This window comes from Microbacterium sp. NPDC076911 (genome assembly GCF_040687125.1).
Lineage (GTDB): Bacteria > Actinomycetota > Actinomycetes > Actinomycetales > Microbacteriaceae > Microbacterium.
In genome coordinates this window covers 259,057-279,204 of sequence record NZ_JBFBMP010000004.1, presented here as the reverse complement: position 1 = coordinate 279,204, position 20,148 = coordinate 259,057, and the positions used below count along the sequence as shown (strand labels likewise).

Below are 20,148 nucleotides of genomic sequence, written 5' to 3'. Positions count from 1 at the left end.
CCTTAGCTATCGGTGTCGTTGATCAACAGCAGCTCGCGCAGTTCGTCTACGGAATTGACCGCTGCGATCGCCCCGTCAGCCTCGTGGGGCCAGCTGAATCCCCATCGCACGAAGATAACGGGCACGCCGTGTTCAGCACCACCCTCGACATCGTGATGGCGGTCGCCGATGAGCACCGGTTGGTCGGTGTCGACCCCCGCAACGCGCAGTCGCCGAAGCGCTTCAGCGACGATGTCTGCCTTTGCGCTCAGCGTTTTTTCGTCGGGGCTGGCCCCCGCCATCGTCGTGAGCGAGGGTGATAGCCCGAAGTGCTCCATGAGGGCCACTACTTGAATTTCAGGCTTCGAGCTCGCCGTGGCCTGGGGAATCCCGGCAGCGGCAATCTCGTGGATCAGTTCCTCGATGCCCGGAAAGAGCTTTGCGCCCGTAGTGTAACCGTCGGCTTTGCCGTGCACTCGGTAGTACGCCACTGCTTCAGCAGCTTCGTCCGGAGTCATGCCAGCGCTCGCCTGGAAGGACTCGAACATTGGCGGTCCGATCCAGTGCACGAGCTCGGCGCGAGTCGGCGCTCGCTTTCCGAAATGCTCAAGCGTCACGGTAAGACGCCGAAGGATGCCGTCAGAGGCATCCACGATCGTTCCGTCGACGTCCCAGAGAATGCATGTCCAGCGAGAGCGAGTTGTCACGCGACAACGCTATCGTTCGAAAGCATCAGAACAGGCGCGGTGCCCCAGACTCGGTGCCTTTCATGCCGTCATAGTCGAGCGTGACGCAACGGATGCCGCGGTCTGTCGCGAGTATTTTCGCCTGCGGTTTGATCTCTTGAGCGGCAAAAACCCCGGCTACCGGTGCCAGATGGGGGTCGCGTCCGAGTAATTCGAGATAGCGGGTGAGTTGCTCGACACCGTCGATATCGCCGCGCCGCTTTACCTCCACGGCAATGGTGCCGCCCTCGGGATTGCGAAGCAGCAGGTCGACCGGACCAATTGCGGTAGGAAACTCGCGCCGAACCAGGGTCAGCCCATCGCCAATCACCTCCACCTGCTCAGCAAGCAGGCGTTGCAGATCAGCCTCAACCCCGTGTTTCTGCAGGCCAGGATCAACGCCGAGCTCGTGGTTGGAGTCATGGAGCACTTCATAGATGCGCACTAGCAGCGAGTCGCCGGTCTTGGCGTGAGTTACGCGCCAGTATTCGATGACTCCGACTGACGCAGACTCCTCATCGGGCTCCTCGACCTCGAGGCGGCATGGCGGGCTCATCCAGTTCAAAGGCTTGTAGCTCAGCGAGTCGCTGTGAACCAGCAGGCTCCCGTCGCTCTTATGAACGAGCAAGCGCGTGGCCAACGGCAGATGGGCCGTCAACCGTCCGGTGTAGTCGACAGAACAACGAGCAATAACGAGGCGCACTCGACGAGCCTAGTCGGGTCAGTGCTCGTGGCCCGCGCCAACCTTTGAGCCGGCAATGGGCTTCGCGGCAGACGAGGCCAGACCCGAGGCGATGGTCAATGCCACGAGGATGTACAGCGTGTTCAACAGGCCAACTTGCTCGCTGATGAAGCCGAGAATCGGTGGGCCGCACAGGAAAGCCACATAGCCAATCGTCGCCGCGGCGCTGACTCGAGCGGCGGCCCTGGCGGGATCGTCCGCGGCGGCCGACATGCCCAGCGGAAAACCGAGCGACGTGCCAGCGCCCCATAGGGCCGCTCCGACGAACACGAGTGGCAGAGTGGGGGCGAGGATGAACAACAGCAGACCGGCCGCTGCCAGGCCGCTCAGTACTCGCAATGTGGTGACGCGGCCGAACCGATCCACCAGTGGTCCACCGAATACGCGAACGACGGTCATGCTGACAGAGAAGACTGCCAACCCCAGCGCACCCAGCGCCGGGGTGGCGTTGTGTCCGTCGACCATTCCGAGAGCAAGCCAGTCGTTGGCGCCACCCTCGGCGAATGCCATGCCGAGGATGATGATGCCCAGCGCGTAGGTGCGTGGCTCACGCCACGCCTCCATTGCGGTGTGCACGCGTGCGCGCCAGTGAGGTTTGTCGTGCACGGCGGCAGTGTCACCCGTAATCTCACGCACCGGCACATTCGCGTAGGAGACCACTGCGATGAGGATGATGATCGTGGTCACGAAGAGGGTGTGCAGCAAGACGTTGACCTGCCACGCGGCGGCCAATGCCCCGATTCCTGCGCCGATTACCGTGCCAAAGCTGAAAAACCCGTGAAACAGCGGGAGGATCGTCTTGCCGGTGTGCTTTTCGATCGCGGCGCCTTCGACGTTCATCATCACGTCGACCGCTCCGTTACCGAGCCCGAATAGCGCCAAGCCTGCAATGACGACGATGTATGAACCGAGCAGATCGGTGCCAATGCCGATGACAGCAACGCCAGTGGCGAAGGTGATAATCGCGACCAACATTCCCTTGCGGGCCCCGAACCGTGCCAGCACAGGCGTCGCAAGCGAGAGGCCGATGATGGACGTGACGCCAGCCCCCAACAGCATCAAGCCGATCTGGGTGTTGTCGACGTCCAGGGTCGCCTTGATCGCGGGGACGCGAGACGCCCACGTGGCGATGCTGAGCCCACTTGCCAGAAAGATCGCAAAAATGGCGGTGCGCCAGCGCACGAGCTCGGAGCGGGTAAGGGCGAGTTCCATGGTCGCAACATTAGCGACTCGATTGTCCACATTCGAATCGATTCGACCCCGCGACTGGCTCCGTCTATGATCGAAGCGATATGAGCACGCGTCGGGCGACCATCTCTGACGTCGCGCGCGAGGCAGGCGTCTCGCCGTCGACGGCATCTGTGGTGTTCAGCGGCAAAGCACCGGTGTCTGAGTCCACCCGCGTGAGAGTGACTCAGGCGGCCGAGGCCCTGGGATATACCGGTCCAGACCCGCGCGCTGCTTCTTTGCGCAGTGGCCGCTCGGGAATCGTCGGTGTGGTGTTTGAAGAGCATCTTGGGGCAGTTTTTCTCGACCCGGTGCAGACGCTGATGATGGACGGGCTGGCTGACGGCGTTGCTGCGCTCGGGGCTGGCTTGCTCTTGCTTCGCGACGCTCCGCACGCAGACGCGCATCGCGCGGCTACTCTCACTACCGCGCCAGTGGATGCGGCCGTGTTGATTGGTTGCAGCGGCAATCTCCGTGAATCCCTGGATGTGGTGAAGGCCCGTGGCATTCCCGTGGTGGTCATCGAGGGCGATGCCGGTGCTGGCGTTCCTCGGATCGGGCTCGACAACCGAGAAGCGCAGCGCCAAGCAGCTAGCCATCTCAGATCACTCGGTCACCGACGAGTAGCCATCGCCGCGTTGCCGGTGCGTTCGGGATGGAAGGGAGCGTGGCTTGATGATGCGACTGAGATTCGCATCGATGTCACTCGGGACCGGCTGGTTGGCGCCCGCGATGTCTTCTCAGACGCACCGGTCTTCGCCGCCGCCGGAAGCTTCATCGACGAGGGATTGATCGCCGGTCGCGCCATCTTCTCGGGCGCGATACCCCGACCCACCGCCGTGATCGCGCAGAGCGATCTGCTTGCGGCCGGAGTTATTCGCGCAGCGCAGGAAGCTGGGCTGCGCGTGCCTGAGGACGTCAGCGTGACAGGCTTCGACGGCATCGTCGTCGACGGTCTCGCGCCATTCGAGTTGACCACGTTGGTGCAGCCAGCCACGGAAAAGGGCCGGGCTGCAGGGCGTGCTGTCACCGCCATGCTCGAGGGCGACCCCGCCGCGAGTGTCAACTTCACCTGCGAATTCCGCGAGGGGAATACAACGGCTGCGGCACCGGACTTGCTTGCCGCACGGGTAGACTGATTCTGACACCCTGATCGCCAGCACCGAGGCTTCGCCGCGGTCGACGACCACGAGGAGGAAGCTTCATGCTCCTCCTGCTTGGCGCGTTTGCTGTCATGCCGATGCTGCTGCCATGGTTGGCGGCTCGCCTCGGTTCACGTGCGTTCCTGGTAGCGGCAGTGCTTCCGCTCATCGCTTTCGCGCAAGCACTGATGATGACTCCGACAGTCGTCGCCGGCGGCGTGCCGTTCGAGTCCTACGCGTGGATACCCAGCCTCGATATCGCGCTGTCCATGCGCATGGACACCCTGTCGTGGCTGATGACCCTCGTCGTCACCGGTGTTGGCGCGCTCGTAATGATCTATTGCCGCTGGTACTTCGATGACAACGCCGAGGGGCTGGGACAGTTCTCGGCGGTGTTGCTTGCTTTTGCAGGCGCGATGTACGGGCTTGTGCTGACCGACGACCTCGTTGTGCTGGTGATGTTCTGGGAGATCACTAGCGTGTTGTCGTACCTACTCATCGGCTATTACCACCGCAGAGCGGCAAGCAGACGAGCGGCCCTTCAAGCGTTGCTCGTCACCACCCTTGGCGGGCTTGTCATGCTCATCGGCGTGGTGTTGATGGTGGTCGAGTCAGGTACCTCGAGCATCTCGCTGATTCTTGCGGAGGCGCCGACGGGAGCGGTTGTCAACACCGCGCTTGTGCTCCTACTCGTGGGAGCGTTGAGCAAGTCGGCAATCTTCCCGTTCCACTTCTGGCTTCCCGGCGCAATGGCGGCGCCGACACCCGTCAGCGCGTACTTGCATGCCGCCGCCATGGTGAAGGCCGGCATCTATCTGATCGCTCTTCTGGCGCCCGTGTTCGCCTTCACCCCCGTGTGGCGACCCATCGTGATCACGCTTGGCGTCTTCACGATGCTGCTGGGCGGCTTTCAAGCACTGCGCGAAAGTGACCTCAAAAGAATCCTCGCCTTCGGCACGGTCAGCCAGCTCGGCATGCTTGCCGTTGCGCTTGGCTATGGCACGCGTGACGCCGCGCTCGCGGGGATCACTTTGCTGCTGGGCCACGCACTGTTCAAATCTGCGCTGTTCCTCATCGTTGGTGTGATCGATCGACAGGTCGGAACCCGAGATATCGGTGAACTGTCGGGTATCGGACGACAAGCTCCTCTGCTCGCGACCGCGGCCTTCGTCTCAATCGCTTCGATGGCCGGAGTCATTCCCACAATCGGTTTCGTGGCGAAAGAAGCAACGCTTACTGCCCTGCTCGACGAAGCCGTGCAGGGCGAGGTGTGGGGGATCATCGCCCTCGTGGGAATTGCCGCCGGTGCAGTGCTGACCGCGGGATACGGCATCAGGTTTCTGTGGGGCGCATTCTGGACCAAACCAGGTGTCGACGGCGATCCGGCTCCAGCCACCACTTGGCCTAAGACGTCAATCGGCTTCGTGAGCGCGCCGCTGATTCTGTCGACGCTCACTATCCTGGGGGGTCTGTTCGCTGCGGCTCTTGACGCACCGCTGGCAGGCTACGCTGACCAGTCTCCGTTGTCGTCGCCCGGCATCGCGGCCCCGGAGGAGGTCGCTCACCTGGCGCTGTGGCACGGGTTTGAGGCGGCGTTATGGATTTCGCTTGGCACTCTCGTTCTGGGCGGCCTAGCATTCTGGATCACGGCGAAGCGTGATCTCACCACACGTGTGCTCCCCTTCACCGCGAGCGACGTGTACAACCTCACGCTGCGCGGCATTGCGCGCTTGTCAGTCGTGACCACCAGCCTTACCCAGCGCGGTTCGCTGCCGGTGTACGTCGGCACCATCTTCGTGGTGCTCGTCGCTGCTGAAGGAACAGCGCTACTGGCGGGCTCGGACTGGCAGTCAGAGCTTGATCTGTACCAGACACCGATGCAACTGCTCGTTGCGCCGATCATGATCATCGCTGGCATCATCGCGGTGCGAGCCCGCAAGCGCTACACGGGTGTGGTGCTGGTCTCGGTGACCGGACTCGGAATGGTGCTGCTGTTCGCAAGCAGCGGAGCACCCGACCTCGCACTCACTCAGATTCTGGTCGAGACCGTCACGCTCGTGGCATTCGCACTGGTGCTCAGGCGCATTCCCTCGCGACTCGGTGATCACAACCAGTCTGTCGCGCCGCTGTTTCGTGCGCTGCTTGGTGCCGCCGTGGGCATCACAATGGCGATTGTGGCCATCGTCGCCACCGCGGCACGAAATACGCCGCCGATCTCTGAGCAGTTTCCTGAACTCGCCTACACGCTCGGGCACGGCAAGAATGTGGTGAATGTCGCACTGGTCGACATTCGTGGTTGGGACACGATGGGCGAGCTGTCGGTGCTCATTCTCGCTGCAACCGGTGTCGCATCCCTGGTCTTCGTGACGCACCGCTCCGACACTCTTTCGCAGGTGCAGTCGATTCCCGACAGATTCGGGCGCAGCCGCACACCGCTCGTCGAGACACCCGATGGAATGCAGCCGCGCACCGCTGGGGGCGGCAGCACACGCACCGCGTGGTTGGTTGGCGGGCAGAAGATCCGGCCTGAGAACCGGTCGATTCTGCTCGAAGTCATTGTCCGGGTGCTGTTTCACACGATCATCCTGGTGTCGCTGTACCTCTTGTTCGCCGGGCACAACCTTCCTGGCGGCGGCTTTGCGGGTGGGTTGGTCGCTGGCATGGCCCTCGTGATGCGGTACGTGGCGGGTGGCCGCTATGAGCTCGGCGCGGCGGCGCCCACCGATGCGGGGCGTCTGCTGGGTGTTGGAATGAGCATTGCCGTCGCCTGTGCGATCGTTCCGCTTTTCTGGGGCGCGGCCCCGTTGACGAGCGCGGTGTTCGAGGCCGAGATCCCCGTGCTCGGACACATCGAATTCGTCACCTCCACCATTTTTGACATCGGCGTCTATCTCGTCGTCATTGGTCTGGTACTCGACGTCTTGCGCAGCTTGGGCGCCGAGGTTGATCGCCAATCGATGGATGCTGCTGGCACGACGACGCGCGAGGTGAACATCCGATGAGCGTGTCACTCGTATTGATCATCATCATGGCGGTGCTCTTTGCTTGCGGCGTCTACGCCATGCTTGAACGCAGCCTTACGCGCGTGCTGATCGGTTTCTTGCTGTTGGGCAATGCAGCGAACCTCCTGCTCCTCATCGTGATGGGCCAGCCGGGTGAAGCTGCCTTTTACGGATCCGCCGAAGTCGAAGACATGTCGGATCCGCTCCCCCAGGCGCTGACATTGACTGCCATCGTGATCACGTTTGCCATTTCCGCTTTCCTGCTCGCCCTGATCTACCGCTCGTGGCAGCTAGGTCAGGCAGACACCGTCACCGACGATGAAGCAGATATTGCCGTGCGCCGCGGCACCAGCGATGTCGATGAAGCGATTGATGTCGAGACCGAGATCGAAGACGACGACGAGGGAGCTCGCTCCGACTTTGTCGGGCTAGACACCTCCCCGATCAGGGTGCTCGGCACCAAGGACTACTCGCGACTCAACGACGACGCCGGTGTCGACCGACCGCGCGACGACGAGTCTGCTTCGGGTGGTGAGCGATGAACCAGTTCTTTTTGACGATTTCGCCGCAACTCGTGCCGCTACTGGTCACCTTGCCATTGCTGGGCGCGGCACTGGCTCTGATCGCCGGCCGACACCGCCGCGCGCAGATCGTCGTTTCGGTCACGACGTTGACCTTTGTCACGGCCATTGCCGCGGTGCTGCTGGCGACAGTGGATTCGAGCAACAACGCCATCGCTGTATCGGTTGGCGGCTGGCCGATTCCTTTCGGCATCGTGCTCTACGTCGACCGTCTTGCGGCGCTGCTGGTCATGGTGTCGAGCATCGTATTGCTCGCGGTGTTGCTGTTCTCGGTAGGTCAAGGCGCAGCAGACAACGACGATGACACTCCAGTGTCGATCTTCCACCCGTCGTATCTGATTCTCGCCGCTGGTATCTTCACCGCCTTCATCGCAGGCGACCTGTTCAACCTCTACGTCGGCTTCGAAATCCTCCTTGTGGCGTCTTACGTGTTGATCACTCTCGGCTCAACCGAGTCGCGCATCCGTACCGGCGTCGTATACATCGTTGTTTCGCTGGTGTCGTCGATCCTCTTCCTGGCAGCGATAGCCATGATCTACGGAGCGCTGGGCACCGTGAACATGGTGCAGATCTCTGAACGCATGGGGGCGCTACCGGAGCAGACGCAGTATGTGCTGCACGTCATGCTTCTGCTCGCCTTTGCGATCAAGGCCGCCGTGTTCCCGCTGTCTTTTTGGTTGCCTGACTCGTATCCCACCGCACCGGCACCGGTCACCGCCGTGTTCGCGGGATTGCTCACGAAGGTCGGCGTGTACGCCATCATCCGTACCGAAACCGAGATGTTTCTCGACAATGACATCAACGACGTGTTGCTCTGGGTCGCGTTGGCGACCATGGTCGTCGGGGTCTTGGGCGCAGTCGCCCAGGCGGAGCTGAAGCGAATTCTCTCGTTCACTCTCGTAAGTCACGTCGGCTACATGATCTTTGGGCTTGCGATTGCGACGCCTGCGGCAATCGGCGCCACGATCTACTACATGGTTCACCACATTGTGGTGCAGACCACGCTCTTCTTGGCGGTAGGTCTTGTGGAACGGCGCGCGGGAGGCACATCGATTCTGCGGGTGAAAGGCCTGATGAAGGCCGCTCCGGTGATTGCAGTCTTGTATTTCATCCCCGCCATCAACCTGGGTGGATTGCCGCCGTTCTCAGGGTTCATCGGCAAGTACGCTCTCTTCGACGCGGCCGCCGAAGAAGGCACCTGGTTGATGATGGTGCTCATTGTCGGTGGCATCGTCACCAGCTTGCTCACCCTCTATGCGCTGATGCGCGCGTGGAACCTCGCCTTTTGGCGTGAAGACGACGACTCCGCCGAAACCGAAGCACGCATCTCATATCTTGGTGCGTCTCCCTCCGGCGTTGACACCGAACGCCGCGCGATCCCGAAGATCATGACCGCAGCAACCGCGGGAATGGTGGCGGTGACCGTTGCGTTGACGATCTTCGCTGGGCCGCTCTACGCGATCTGCACTCGTATTGGCGATGCGCTGCTACAGCCGGTGACACTCGTGCAGCTTGAAGTAGAGAATGAGATCAGCACGGGAGACCAAGAGAAGGAGCCAGAGGAATGAGCCCGCAACCGCTCGCCGTACAGCTCTGGCGCCAGCTGCCCTTCTTTGCCTGGTTGGTCGCGGTGTGGATGCTGCTGTGGGGCCAGTTCACATGGCTCGCGTTCCTTACCGGTGTGATCATGGCGCTGCTTGTGACCCGCGTGTTCCGACTCCCGCCGGTTGAACTGTCAGGACGGCTCAACTTTTGGTACGGCTTCATCTTCGTGGGCGAGTTTCTTGCCTCGCTTGTTGCTGGTTCGCTCACTGTCGCGTGGCAGGCGCTTGATTTTCGCAGGCAGCCGGGGGCGGCGATCATCGCGGTACAGCTCTTGACCGATGACGACCTGATCATGACCCACGTCGGCGTGACCGTATCGCTGATCCCTGGTTCGCTTGTCTTAGAGGCCGATCGTGAGCGACGCATTCTTTACTTGCATGTGATCGGCGTGCGTAGCGCTGCTGATGTCGAGAAGCATCGCCGCAGCACTCAGCGTTGGGAACGCCGCATTGTGCGTGCCGTCGGGTCGCGTCACCAGGTTGATCAAGTACGTGCCGGTGTTCAGCGAGCAAGGGAGGGTGCCGCATGAACGTCATGTTGATGGTGATCTACGCCGTGTTCACGGTTGCGGCGTTGCTCACCCTGTGGCGCATCATCATCGGACCGTCGATTCTCGATAGAGCGGTCGCCTCCGATGTGTTGCTCACCGAGATCATGTGCGTGATGGGCGCCGAGATGGCGATCAACCACCACACCCGCTCGCTTCCTGTGATGTTGATCATCGCGGCGGTCGGGGTGTTCGGCTCTATCTCGATCGCACGTTTCGTGGCACGGAGGGACAACGCATGAGTCTGGATGTCGTTCTCGACGCTACCTCGATGGTGTTGATTCTCGCTGGCGCTTTACTGTGCCTGGTCGCTGCTATCGGTCTGCTACGGTTTCGCGACGTACCGTCGCGACTGCACGCTGCTACCAAGCCACAGGTGCTGGGCTTGATTCTCATCTGCCTCGCGATTGCCCTGTCCCTTCGGTCATGGCCAGTGGTGGCGTTTCTCGTTCCGATTGTGTTGATTCAGCTCGCGACCGCTCCGCTTTCAGCGCACATGATCGGGCGACAGGCCTATCGCAACGGCACGATCGACCGCAGCCACCTCTATGCTGACGAGCTCGACGATTCACAGCGCACCCCGCCTGCCGCTGGCGGCTAGGCACACGCAGTTCTGCTTGCGTCCGTCGCGTCGGCTACTCGTCGGGCGTGAGCGTCAGGGTGTGGGTTGTGGTGTCGTCAATTGCTTGGCGCGTGAACGGCCAGGTGGTGAGCTCCGCGTTCTGCCATGACTCGGTTTGGTCGACATAATTCGGGTGATACGTGTGGCCACTCGCGCCGGTCAGGTTGTTCCACCCTGACGCATCCAGGTCTGACAAATCCACGACCATGCGCATCGAGGGAACGGTGATCGTCTCGAAGCTGTTGCCGACGACCCAGCCTGTGGCGTTGACCACCGAGCTGCCGCCGCCTACCGGGTACGGACCGCGGTTGAAGAGGTACTCGATCGGCGCGATCCCTGACGTGCCGAACGAGTCGTTCGTCAGCGTCAACGCGTGCAGGTTTCCCCAGCGCCATGCCGTTGGATTGCTTCCCGCGAGATCGACGAGGGTGTCGTAGGCGTTCTGGGCGCTCAGCTCGAGCATCTCTTGCTGGTTCGACACGTCGAGTTCGTCGTTCGTCCACCAAGGTGAAGCGGGGTCTGCGAGAAGCTCATCGGCGACCAGGAACATGCGCGCCTGATCTGACAGGGGCGCGGGGTTCTCGCGTCCTCGGATGAACAGGTTCTGTGCGAGTTCATCCCACAAGACGTTCGCGTAGGCAGCTGCTGGCGAGTCGGCCGCATTTTGTGCGTCCCACTGCTCCAACAGGGCGAGCGCAGCATCCGGACCCTCTTCACCGACTGAGACATCAAGGTAGGCAGCGATCAGACGTTTTCCGATCCAGAGCTCGTTGTCAGCCATGATCGCGCGCATGCTTTCGGCGGTGAGTGGCCCTTCGGCGATCTTGCGATCAAGCAGGTCGGTGATGCGTGCTGCACGCCAGCCGTAGTCCCAGTCGCTGGTGAGGAAGTACTCGTAGTCTTCGCCAACGATCGCGTTGTTTGCGGTCACGATGTAGCCCTCGTCAGGGTTGTACGACACTGGCAGTTCTTCGAACGGGATATAGCCCTGCCAGTCAAAGGCAGAGTCCCAACCGGGCTGCGGCATCGAACCGTCGGCGGCACCGCGAATCGGAAGCCGACCGGGAGTCTGGTAGCCGATGTTGCCGTCGACGTCTGCATAGATCAAGTTCTGCGCGGGCACGTCGAACTGCTCGGCGGCGGCGCGGAAGTCTTCGAAATTCTGGGCCAGGTTGAGCGAGAAGATTGCTGCTGCGGTCGTGCCGGGCTCGAGCGCCGTCCAGCGCAGACTGACTGCGTAATCGCCTGCGGGTGCATCAATCGGCTCGGTGATCGTGCCATCAGTGCCCACATAGGGAGCGGCTGCGATCACCGTGAAGTCGTCGGTGAGTCCCGAGACGATCGGGCCGTTGTCTGTGGTCTGGATGTTCAACTGCACATCGTCGCCACCGGCAACCTTGATCGTTTCGGTGCGTGTGTCAAGCGGCACGAGCTCGTCATCTCGCCAGTACGAGTCGTCTTCGATCTTTTGAAGGTAAAGGTCGGTGACATCGGTGGTCAGGTTCGTGAAGCCCCAAGCGACGCGATCGTTGTGTCCGATGACCACGCCTGGCAGGCCCGAGAAGCTGAAACCCGACACGTTGAACGGACAGGCCTCGCTGACCGTCGTGCACTTGAGGCCGACCTGATACCAGACGCTGGGGAGCGCGGCACCGAGGTGGGGGTCATTCGACAGCAGCGGCAGACCAGACTCGGTGGTTGTGCCCGACACTACCCAGGAGTTCGAGCCGATGCCCTCACCAGCATCGCCAATGAGGGCAGAGACGGCTTCGATCACGCCGTCGACCTCAGTCCACTCGACGGATGCTGCGCTGCTGACGTCGCTGCCCGCAGAGACCGCAGTCGATGCGGCGGCGGTTGCGGGAGCGTCAGAGATCTGCGGAACGATCACCGGGTTCTCGTCGAACGGATACCCGGGGTAGAGCTCGTCGATCTCGTCAGACGAGAGCGTCGACGCGAGAAGGGCTCGTTCCGTTTCGTCGCCGATGTTTGTGCGAAGATCCCAGGCCATCGCCTTCAGCCAGGCGACGGAGTCGGTTGCCGTCCAGGGCTCAATCTCGTAGTCAGCATTCTGCAACGCCAACACGGCGTATTCGAATGAGGCATCGGCACCGTCGTTCTCAGCGAGGTACGCGTTGACGCCCATCGCGTAGGCCTCGTAGTACGAGCGGGTCGTCTCATCGAGAGCAGCCACTTCTTGCTCCGCGATGTCATGCCAACCGAGGGTGCGCAAGAACTTGTCGGTACTGAGTTGCGACTCTCCGAAGAGTTCCGACAAGCGACCGCTCGTCACGTGGCGACGAAAGTCCATCTCCCAGAAACGGTCCTGTGCATGCACATAGCCTTCGGCGTAGAAGAGGTCATCCGTCGTCGGTGCGGTGATCGTGGGGACGCCGAGCACATCCCGTTGCACGGTGACGTCACTTTCCAGGCCTTGCAGCTCGATGGTGCCCTCAAGTTGCGGGAACGATCGTTGCACGTTGTAAACGAGCACGCTCGCTGCGATCAACGCAATCACGGTGACGGTGGCCACAACGCTGAATAGGGTGATGCCGATCGTGCGGCCCACCGAACGGCGCGGCGTGTTTTCGTCGACTATCTCGGAGTCTGTCGGCATCGACATGGAAGAGCTTTCGTTGTGGTGCATGGGCTGCGCGGCGACGTCGTGCGCGCCAGGGTGTCGACGGGCTGGATCCATCGACAAGATTCGAATCTAGTCGCGCACTCGCCCAGAATCGAATCTGGTGTGGGAGTTCCACTGCGCCGCCGAGGATCAGCCGATCAGGCTGGGCTGAAGATCTCGCAACGTGCGGAAGTGTGTCATCCGTGTCACGCCGATCGCCGCAAGCAACACGCCCCCGACCATCCACAGGGCGAGCACCATCAGATCGACTCCGACACGCTCCATGTTCCCGCCGTACATCACTTGTCTCATGGCATCGACCACGTAACCCATCGGCAGCACATGGTGCAGGGCGGCGAGAGGGGCAGGCAGGGTCTGCCACGGAAAGGTTCCGCCAGCGGTTACGAGCTGCAGCACCATCAGCACAAGTCCAAGAAACTGCCCGACCGAACCAAGCCAGACGTTGAGAGCAAGCACGATGGCAGCGTAGGTGGCGCTGGCGAACACGAGAATGCCGAGCGTGCCGAGCGGATTCGCGAATTGGAACCCCAGCGTGATCGCTAGTACTCCGAAGAGACCGATCATCTGCAGCCCACCGAGCAGTGCGGGAGTCGCCCACCCTGCGAGCGTGATCCGAATCGGTGAGTGCAACGCCGTAATCGCGCGCTTGGAGATTGGCTTGACGATCAGAAAGAGCGCATAGATGCCGATCCAGCCGGCAAGGGCAGCAAAGAAGGGGGCGAGGCCCGCACCATAGTTCTGGGCTTGGGTGAGAGAGGTCTGTTCCGTGCTCACCGGGGAGCTGAGCGCGTCAGCTTGACCTTCGCGTGTGGCCTCGTCAGAGTCGGGAATTTCGTCCACTCCCGCGGCAAGACCATCACTCAGAGTGAGCGCGCCGTCGGCGAGCTGGGCGATTCCGTCTTGCAACGCGCTGGCACCACCGACAAGCTCATCGGATCCCTCGGCAGCGGATGCCATACCCGTTGCCAGAGCCGAGGCGCCCGTGGCAACCGCGTGTGCTCCTTCGTCGAGCTCATCGATCTCAGCCACAACAGCTTGTATGTGCGTGTTGACTTCTTCGGCGCGCTCGCCAACGGGGTCCAGTTCGCTGAGTACCTCATCAATCTGCGTTTGGTTCAGTCCCGCGTCAGTCAGCGCCGCGGTGATGGCGTCGCGAGCCTGCGGCAGGGCGTCTATGACAGCGAAGGATGCTGCACCCACCTGGTCAGCGACGTCATCGATCTCGCGGGTGCCGTCGGCAACTTGTGAAGCACCCTCGGCCACTGTGGTGGCGCCCGCTTCGAGTTGCGTAATGCCGTCGGCAAGAGTTTCGACACCTGAGTGCAGTTGCAGCGCGCCATCATCGGCGCTCCCCAGGCCATCGACCAGCTCACCGGCACCGGCGGCAGCATCCACCAAGCCCACACGAATCTCGTGCATTCCGTCGAGCAAGGTAAGTCCGGCTTCGCTGACGATCTTCTCTGTGACCGTCTGCTGAATCTGCGCAACCGCCTGTGCGCCAATGGTCGAGGCGAGATAGTTGTTCGCATCGTTGGTGTGTAGCAGGATCTCAGCTTGGTAAGGGGCGTCGCTCGTGAGCGATGCGACAGCCGCAGAGAAGTCCGCCGGGATCTCTACCGCGAAGTCGAAGGATCCATCATCGAGGCCCGCGTCGGCACCCGCGAGCGACACGAGGTGCCACTCAAAGGTGCCGTCTGCGATCAGTTCGTCGGCGACTTCATCACCGAGCTTGCGCTGGGTGTCATCGATGAGAGCACCTTCGTCGGCCACGACGAGTGCCACAGGCACCTGAGAGAGCTGTGCATACGGGTCGCGATTGGCCCATAGGTACAAGCCCGCGTACACGATCGGCACGACCAGAAGCGCTACGAGAGCAATCAGGGCCATCCGAGTGGAGATCAACCGACGCAGTTCGGCAGTGATCATCTGTGGAATCTTCATCGGGTTTTCCCCCCGATCATGCGGCGTAGCCGCATCCCACTGGGCGAGGGTGCGCGTGATGCGTAGCGGCGCGAGCTGGGCGATTCGTCGATCACCGCGTGAGATGCGCGGCCTGCGATGACGAGCACGCCAAGGCCGCGGGCTGCGAGCTCTTGAGCAAGGTTCCACCACACCGCCGGTTCGCCTCCGTGGCGATCGGGTGAGACGAGCACGATGGCGTCCGTGCCCCTGCGAAGGAGTGCGAGCTCGCAGAGCATGCGAAGTCGCTCACGGGGTGCAACGTTGCTGATGGGGAGTGCAACCAGCGACTCAAGTCCATGCTGGGCGAGCCACGTGCGAACTGCGAAGGGGTCAGAGCGTCGACCCGCAAACATGAGTTCTTCGGCGACCACGCCGCCCACCTGCACGTTGGCTTCGGGTTCTGACACCCCGGGGGCGTCAACGAGAGCCACCAGGCGCCGCATTGCGCGGGGGTTCTTGCGGGAATCGAGTGTGACGGTGCCGGTGTCGGGCTTCATTCGACCTGTGGCGATCAGACCCAGAACCGTCGGGCGCTGTTCGGTCTCTGCGCACATCAGGGTAGCGCGACCCGATTCGTACGATCCTGAGATCTCGGGCAACGCACGTTGCTTGCGGCCTTTGCTGACGCCGTTCAAACAGACTTTCATGATTGCGTCGCCACCAGGTCGGGGTGAGCGGCGAGCAACGCTTGTGCTTCACGCCATGACAGCCCTGAGATGCTGAGCACAGCGCGCACCGCAAGGCTGAGTGCATCGGGAGAAGCAGCATCCATGCGGGTGATGACGGTTCGTGCTGTCTCTTCAATCAAGCGAGCGAGCGTAACTGCGGGCACGTCGTTGCGCAGCGATCCAGCTGCCTGGCCCTCGCGGACGAGATCGACCACCCGTCGGCGTAACGGCGCCAAGGCCTCTGCTGTGGACGAGACGTGCTGCTCGTCGAGGGCGATCGAAGCGGCTACCTGAACGTGGGCAGCCTCGTTCCACAGCATGGCGGTGAGACGGCCGAGTGCAACCCGCGGATCAGTGTCGTCAATGCGCAGCGCGATGTCATTGAAGCGTGAGGCTCCGTTGGCGATCAGTTCACGCACAAGGGTGTCGCGGTCTTCGAAGTGTCCGTAGAGCGCGCGGCGCGACAGCCCGGCACCACGCGCGATCGTGTCGATCGAAGCGTGCGGATCAACTGAAAGTGCGGTCGTCGCAGCAGACAGAATGCTTTCGCGGTTCGCTCGGGCATCACGGCGCGGCGCTCTCACTGGGGGTGTTGTCACTTCCCCAGTGTAAAAACTTGCACAGTTATGTGCAAGTTAATGACGGTCAATCGGTGCCGAAGTCAAAAGCCGAACCCTCGGATGCTTCGTCAACAGCATCTGCGAGTTCTTCGCGCTCAGCGCTCAGTGGTGTTGCGTGCTCGGTGATTTCGCTCGCCGCACCCGCGGTCACACGGCCAACGAGCTCACCTGTGGGCCCACCGATAAGTCCGGCCGCGGCGTAGTACTCGAGTCGTGCCCGTGAGTCAGCAATGTCGAGGTTGCGCATCGTCAGCTGCCCGATCCGGTCGGTCGGTCCGAAGGCCGCGTCGCCCACGCGCTCCATCGAGAGCTTCTCGGGGGAGTACGACATTCCGGCAGCCACGGTGTCGAGAATTGTGTAGTCCTCGGCGCGGCGCAGGCGTAGCGTGACCGTGCCGCTGATCGTCGAGCCCACCCACTTCTGGATCGACTCGCGAAGCATGAGTGACTGCGGCTCGAGCCAGCGTCCCTCGTACATCAGTCGGCCGAGGCGTCGACCCTGCTCGTGATAGGTGGCAAGAGTGTCTTCGTTCAGGATGCTGTTGACTAGACGTTCGTACGCGATGAAGAGCAGAGCCATTCCCGGCGCCTCATAGATGCCACGTGACTTGGCCTCGATGATGCGGTTCTCGATCTGGTCGCTCATGCCGAGCCCGTGGCGTCCGCCAATGCGGTTCGCTTCGAAGACCAGGGCAACCGGGTCGGTGAACTCCTGACCGTTGAGCGCCACAGGGCGTCCGCTGTCGAACGTGATGCTGACGTCTTCGGTCTTGATCTCGACGCTCGGGTCCCAGAACTTCACGCCCATGATCGGCTCCACGGTCTCAAGCGAGACGTTGAGGTGTTCAAGAGTCTTGGCCTCGTGGGTGGCGCCCCAGATATTGGCGTCGGTCGAATAGGCCTTTTCAGCTGAGTCGCGGTAGGGGAAGCCGCGCTCAACAAGCCATTCGCTCATTTCTTGGCGGCCACCGAGCTCGGTGACGAAGTCGGCGTCGAGCCAGGGCTTGTAAATGCGAAGCGCGGGGTTTGCCAGTAGGCCGTAGCGGTAGAACCGCTCGATGTCGTTGCCCTTGTAAGTGGAGCCGTCGCCCCAGATGTCGACACCATCATCCTTCATGGCACGAACCAGCAGAGTGCCGGTCACCGCGCGACCGAGCGGGGTGGTGTTGAAGTAGGTGCGGCCACCCGAGCGAATGTGGAAGGCGCCGCACGCGAGTGCGCCGAAGCCCTCTTCGACAAGGGCTGTCTTGCAGTCGACAAGGCGTGAGATCTCGGCGCCGTATTCAAGCGCGCGGTCAGGGATCGCCGCGATGTCGTCTTCGTCTGGCTGGCCGAGGTCGCCGGTATAGGTGCAGGGGACGGCGCCCTTTTCGCGCATCCACGCGACCGCTACGGAGGTGTCGAGACCTCCAGAGAAGGCGATGCCGACGCGTTCGCCGACGGGCAGGGACTGAAGGACCTTGGACATGCGGTTAAGACTATCTGTCATAGCGTCGAGTGCTTGCTGGGCTAGCAGACCGCGGTATCTGGCACACCCTGGATAGGATGGGGTGTAACCGTTTCGACTACGGGGGGAAGACCTATGCCAGGCATTGTGATCGTCGGTGTGCAGTGGGGTGACGAGGGCAAGGGCAAGGCCACTGATCTTCTCGGTGACCGAACCGATTGGGTCGTCAAGTTCAACGGCGGCAATAACGCCGGCCACACGGTTGTGATCGGCGACAAGAAGTATGCGCTGCACCTGTTGCCGAGCGGTATTCTCTCGCCGGGAGTGAACGCGGTGATCGGCAACGGCGTGGTTGTTGACCCCGAAGTGCTCTTCGCCGAACTCGATGCGCTGAACGCTCGTGGCCTCGACACTTCGCGCCTGCGGGTGAGTGCAAACGCTCACCTCATCACGCAGTATCACCGCACCCTTGACCGCGTGACAGAGCGCTTCTTGGGAAAACGTCAGATCGGAACCACCGGTCGGGGCATCGGCCCGGCCTACGCCGACAAGATCAACCGCGTCGGCATTCGAGTGCAAGACATCTTCGACGAGAACATTCTTCGTCAGAAGGTCGAGGGCGCGCTCGATCAGAAGAACCACCTCTTGGTGAAGCTGTTCAACCGCCGCGCCATCACGGCCGACGAGGTCGTTGACGAGCTGTTGTCGTACGCGCCACGGCTGAAGCCGATGGTTGCTGACACTGGCTTGATGCTCGATAACGCGCTCTCAAACGGCGACGTTGTCGTTTTCGAGGGTGGTCAGGCCACGATGCTCGACGTTGACCACGGCACGTACCCGTTTGTCACCTCATCGTCTGCGACGGCCGGCGGAGCATCCACTGGCTCTGGCGTTGGCCCCAACCGCCTCGACCGCATCGTCGGCATCGTGAAGGCGTACACAACTCGCGTCGGATCAGGCCCATTCCCGACCGAACTCTTCGATGAGAACGGTGAGTTTCTTCGCTCGCGCGGATTCGAGTTCGGCACTACGACCGGCCGTCCTCGCCGGGTGGGTTGGTACGACGCCCCGATCACTCGGTACGCGACCCGTATCAATGGCATCACCGACCTGGTGCTCACCAAGCTAGACATTCTGAGCGGGCTTGAGCAGATTCCGGTGTGCGTCGCGTATGACGTCGATGGTCAGCGCTTCGATGAGGTGCCGGTGAATCAATCAGACTTCCACCACGCGACTCCGATTCTTGAGTACCACCCGGGCTGGCAGGGAGATATCTCGGGCGCACGCACGTTTGAGGATCTGCCGATCGAAGCTCAGAACTATGTGCTCGCACTTGAGGCTATGAGCGGCACGCGAATTTCGGTTATCGGCGTTGGTCCGGCACGCGATGCAGTCATCGTGCGCCACGATCTCGTCGACTGATGGCGCGGTTCTGGCTCGGCGGCTACGCGGCTGGCGCGGGAGGTATCGCGGCTGGAATCAGCACACTGGTCGCGGGTGACGTCGACTCCGAGTCGGCCGGTGGGCCGCTCTCGTTTGGCGGTGACGTCGCGGCCGCGCCGGGATCGCCGTCATGGATCAGCGCGCACCCGACACTCGAGGTTGTTTATGCCGCGCTCGAGGGTGCAGGCACCGTGCAGGCGTTTCGTCGCACCGGCGAGACCTCGTTCGCGCCCCTGGGCCCTGCAGTTGAGGCGGGCGAGAGCGTGTGCCACGTCGCCGTCGCGCCGAACGGCTCGTCGCTGATCGCCAGCTGCTGGAGCGATGGCCGGGTCGTTCGTATGAATGTGGATGCTGCGGGTCGCCCGTCGACGCCGACCTTGGGCGCATCGGCCGTAGACCCTTACGCTCCCGCAGCTTCGGGGGAACCGCAAGCCGATGCTGGTATCGACCTTGCGCAGGCCACCCGTGCACTGCGCGAGGCGGCCGGAGCTGAATTCGCCCACCTCATTCCCGACCACGATGAGCACATCGATGAGTCGGCTGCTTTGCAGACGGTCTCTACCGACGCTCAAGAGGTAGCGGCATCCCGACCCTCGCGCACCCACCAGGCCGCGTTTGTGCGTGATGGCCTGATCGCGACCACAGACATGGGGCTTGACCTCGTGAGATTCTGGCGCATGGTCGATTCGCGACTGCAGTTCGTGCAGCAGGTACTGCTGCCTCTGGGCAGCGGCCCGAGACACATGGTGTGGCACCCCAGTGGCCACCTCTACGTGGTCGCAGAGCTCAGCTGCGAAGTTTTCGCGCTTGCTCCCGACATCACGGGCAAGTGGCGACTGGTCGCTGGCACCCCGCTCGGTGCGGGAACGCTGCCCGGCGATACCGCCGCTGAACTTGCGCCCTCGCGTGACGGCGAGTTTCTCTACGCCGGGGTGCGCGGCAGCAACACCCTCGCGACGATCCGCGTGCGCGGTGCGGGCGATGCGCTAGCCCCAGTCGCTGTGGTTGACGCGGGTGTCAACTGGCCGCGACACCACGTGGTCGCACGTGACACGCTGCTTGTCGCTGGTCAGTTCTCGAATGACGTTGCTTCGCTCACCCTCGACACACGCACTGGCGTGCCCTCTCGGATACAACAGCGGGTCGAAGCGCCTTCGCCGACCTGCGTTCTCGCGGCGCGGTAGCGCTAGCA

General features: G+C 62.3%; 17 protein-coding genes. 9 read left to right on the top strand and 8 right to left on the bottom strand.

Annotation, left to right across the window (positions count from 1 at the left end; all coding sequences use genetic code 11):
- Positions 1-2: 2 nt before the first annotated feature.
- Genes AB0O81_RS08175 through AB0O81_RS08165 form a run of 3 tightly spaced genes read right to left on the bottom strand, consistent with a single transcriptional unit; the run spans position 3 to position 2,658 of the window.
- Positions 3-686 carry an HAD hydrolase-like protein gene (locus tag AB0O81_RS08175; RefSeq protein WP_363583091.1) on the bottom strand — a complete coding sequence of 228 codons (684 nt, stop codon included), beginning with the start codon at positions 684-686 and terminating at the stop codon, positions 3-5.
- Positions 687-711: 25 nt separating this feature from the next.
- The gene (nucS, locus tag AB0O81_RS08170; protein WP_363583089.1) at positions 712-1,407 is read right to left on the bottom strand and encodes an endonuclease NucS; all 696 of its coding nucleotides are present in this window, start codon (positions 1,405-1,407) and stop codon (positions 712-714) included.
- Between the two features lie 18 nt (positions 1,408-1,425).
- Positions 1,426-2,658 carry an MFS transporter gene (locus tag AB0O81_RS08165; protein ID WP_363583087.1) on the bottom strand — a complete coding sequence of 411 codons (1,233 nt, stop codon included), beginning with the start codon at positions 2,656-2,658 and terminating at the stop codon, positions 1,426-1,428.
- A gap of 80 nt (positions 2,659-2,738) precedes the next feature.
- On the opposite strand from AB0O81_RS08165, the gene AB0O81_RS08160 reads away from it, so the two are divergent.
- From AB0O81_RS08160 to mnhG, 7 genes are all read left to right on the top strand, one after another.
- Entirely contained in the window at positions 2,739-3,812 is a 1,074-nt protein-coding gene (locus AB0O81_RS08160; protein ID WP_363583085.1) for a LacI family DNA-binding transcriptional regulator, read from the top strand.
- Between the two features lie 65 nt (positions 3,813-3,877).
- Complete coding sequence (locus AB0O81_RS08155; RefSeq protein WP_363583083.1) at positions 3,878-6,817, top strand: Na+/H+ antiporter subunit A; 2,940 nt, start codon at positions 3,878-3,880, stop codon at positions 6,815-6,817.
- Positions 6,814-7,359, top strand: coding sequence for a Na(+)/H(+) antiporter subunit C (locus tag AB0O81_RS08150; protein WP_363583081.1), 546 nt, complete (start codon positions 6,814-6,816; stop codon positions 7,357-7,359). Before AB0O81_RS08155 ends, AB0O81_RS08150 begins: the two co-directional genes overlap by 4 nt.
- Positions 7,356-8,966, top strand: a complete 1,611-nt coding sequence (locus AB0O81_RS08145) for a Na+/H+ antiporter subunit D (protein ID WP_363583079.1) — start codon at positions 7,356-7,358, stop codon at positions 8,964-8,966. Before AB0O81_RS08150 ends, AB0O81_RS08145 begins: the two co-directional genes overlap by 4 nt.
- Positions 8,963-9,532, top strand: coding sequence for a Na+/H+ antiporter subunit E (locus tag AB0O81_RS08140; protein ID WP_363583077.1), 570 nt, complete (start codon positions 8,963-8,965; stop codon positions 9,530-9,532). The genes AB0O81_RS08145 and AB0O81_RS08140 overlap by 4 nt, the downstream gene beginning before the upstream one ends.
- On the top strand, positions 9,529-9,792 hold the full coding sequence (locus AB0O81_RS08135; RefSeq protein ID WP_337336735.1) for a monovalent cation/H+ antiporter complex subunit F: 264 nt from the start codon (positions 9,529-9,531) through the stop codon (positions 9,790-9,792). The genes AB0O81_RS08140 and AB0O81_RS08135 overlap by 4 nt, the downstream gene beginning before the upstream one ends.
- Positions 9,789-10,151, top strand: a complete 363-nt coding sequence (gene mnhG / locus AB0O81_RS08130) for a monovalent cation/H(+) antiporter subunit G (RefSeq protein ID WP_363583075.1) — start codon at positions 9,789-9,791, stop codon at positions 10,149-10,151. Before AB0O81_RS08135 ends, mnhG begins: the two co-directional genes overlap by 4 nt.
- Before the next feature lie 34 nt (positions 10,152-10,185).
- Here the strand turns inward: mnhG and AB0O81_RS08125 are convergent, their stop codons facing one another.
- The 5 genes from AB0O81_RS08125 to argG all read right to left on the bottom strand — a co-directional run bounded on the left by AB0O81_RS08125 (position 10,186) and on the right by argG (position 17,534).
- Positions 10,186-12,870 (bottom strand): penicillin acylase family protein, encoded by a 2,685-nt coding sequence (locus AB0O81_RS08125; RefSeq protein ID WP_363583073.1) that lies wholly within the window; start codon positions 12,868-12,870, stop codon positions 10,186-10,188.
- Positions 12,871-12,945: 75 nt separating this feature from the next.
- Complete coding sequence (locus tag AB0O81_RS08120) at positions 12,946-14,757, bottom strand: YhgE/Pip domain-containing protein (RefSeq protein WP_363583071.1); 1,812 nt, start codon at positions 14,755-14,757, stop codon at positions 12,946-12,948.
- Complete coding sequence (locus AB0O81_RS08115) at positions 14,754-15,425, bottom strand: hypothetical protein (RefSeq protein WP_363583069.1); 672 nt, start codon at positions 15,423-15,425, stop codon at positions 14,754-14,756. Before AB0O81_RS08115 ends, AB0O81_RS08120 begins: the two co-directional genes overlap by 4 nt.
- On the bottom strand, positions 15,422-16,045 hold the full coding sequence (locus AB0O81_RS08110) for a TetR/AcrR family transcriptional regulator (RefSeq protein WP_363583067.1): 624 nt from the start codon (positions 16,043-16,045) through the stop codon (positions 15,422-15,424). The genes AB0O81_RS08115 and AB0O81_RS08110 overlap by 4 nt, the downstream gene beginning before the upstream one ends.
- A gap of 46 nt (positions 16,046-16,091) precedes the next feature.
- Positions 16,092-17,534 (bottom strand): argininosuccinate synthase, encoded by a 1,443-nt coding sequence (gene argG, locus AB0O81_RS08105; RefSeq protein WP_363583065.1) that lies wholly within the window; start codon positions 17,532-17,534, stop codon positions 16,092-16,094.
- 114 nt (positions 17,535-17,648) lie between these two features.
- Here argG and AB0O81_RS08100 point away from each other — a divergent pair, with 114 nt between their 5' ends.
- Complete coding sequence (locus tag AB0O81_RS08100) at positions 17,649-18,935, top strand: adenylosuccinate synthase (protein ID WP_363583063.1); 1,287 nt, start codon at positions 17,649-17,651, stop codon at positions 18,933-18,935.
- A complete protein-coding gene (locus AB0O81_RS08095; protein WP_363583061.1) occupies positions 18,935-20,140 on the top strand; it encodes a beta-propeller fold lactonase family protein in 1,206 nt (401 codons plus the stop codon). The genes AB0O81_RS08100 and AB0O81_RS08095 overlap by 1 nt, the downstream gene beginning before the upstream one ends.
- Positions 20,141-20,148 lie beyond the last annotated feature (8 nt).